Origin of the sequence: Streptomyces sp. NPDC006207, assembly GCF_040613835.1 — a bacterium.
Lineage (GTDB): Bacteria > Actinomycetota > Actinomycetes > Streptomycetales > Streptomycetaceae > Actinacidiphila.
The window spans coordinates 1-1,026 of the sequence record NZ_JBEXSX010000163.1; the positions used below are offsets into that span (position 1 = coordinate 1).

At 63.2% G+C, this 1,026-nt stretch carries 1 protein-coding gene; it reads right to left on the minus strand.

Translation table 11 applies throughout. The annotated features are described in order from the left end of the window. Positions 1 to 180: 180 nt before the first annotated feature. A partial coding sequence (locus ABZ312_RS45155; protein WP_500440238.1) for an aldehyde dehydrogenase family protein occupies positions 181 to 1,026 on the minus strand: 846 nt, incomplete at its 5' end.

The following is a 1,026-nucleotide window of genomic DNA, read 5'->3' on the forward strand; positions in this document are numbered from 1 at the left end:
AGGCGACCGTCTGCACCGAGTCCAGGATCAGCAGCGAGGGCTTGACGTCGTCCAGATGCCCCAGCACCGCCGACAGGTCGGTCTCGGCGGCGAGGCCATGTTCGCGCGTACTGACCACCGTTTCCATATCCCCTTCCTCCGTCTCGACTCCCGCCTTCTTTGGCGGGAGCCCACTTCGCCTTACAGATAGCCGAACGCAGTCGCCGGTTCTTTCGCCGTTTCGACCCACACGCTCTTCGTCTGCGTGTACTCGTAAAGAGCCTCGACGCCGCTGGATCGGCCATAGCCGCTGAGACCATACCCGCCGAACGGAGACGCAACGTTGATCGTCTTGTATCCGTTCACCCAGAACGTGCCGGCATTCACCTGTGCGGCCACCCGGTGCGCACGGCCGACATCGGTCGTCCACACGGCCCCGGCGAGACCGAATTCAGTATCGTTGGCAATCGCGATGGCTTCGTCTTCCGTGTCGAACGGAATGGCAGCGACGACCGGACCGAAGATCTCGGTGCGTGCGACGTCCATTTCGTTGGTGACGTTTGCCAAGACGGTAGGGGTCACGAAGTAGCCGCCGTCCGACACTTCAGTCGATCCCGATGCGAGCGTGGCTCCGGCTTCGACGCCACGCGCGATCATCGACATGACGTGGTCGTACTGCTTGCGATTGTTGATCGGGCCGACTTCGGTGCTGTCGTCGAGCGGGTCGCCGACTTTGATCTTCTTCGCGCCGGTCGCAACCATCGAGACGAACTCGTCATAGACGGAGCGCTGGACGAGCAATCGCGAGCCGGCAACGCAGCTTTGGCCAGCGCCCGCGAAGATCGCCGCCTGTGCCGTCAGCGCCGCGCGCTTCAGGTCCGCGTCACCGAAAATGATGTTCGCCGACTTTCCGCCCAGTTCGAGCACGCACGGCAGCACACGCTTCGCGGCCGACTCCGCAATCCGTGCACCGGTTGCCGGCGAGCCGACGAACACCACTTTCTTGACGACCTTATGTGCGATGGCAGCCTGACCAACGGTATGCCC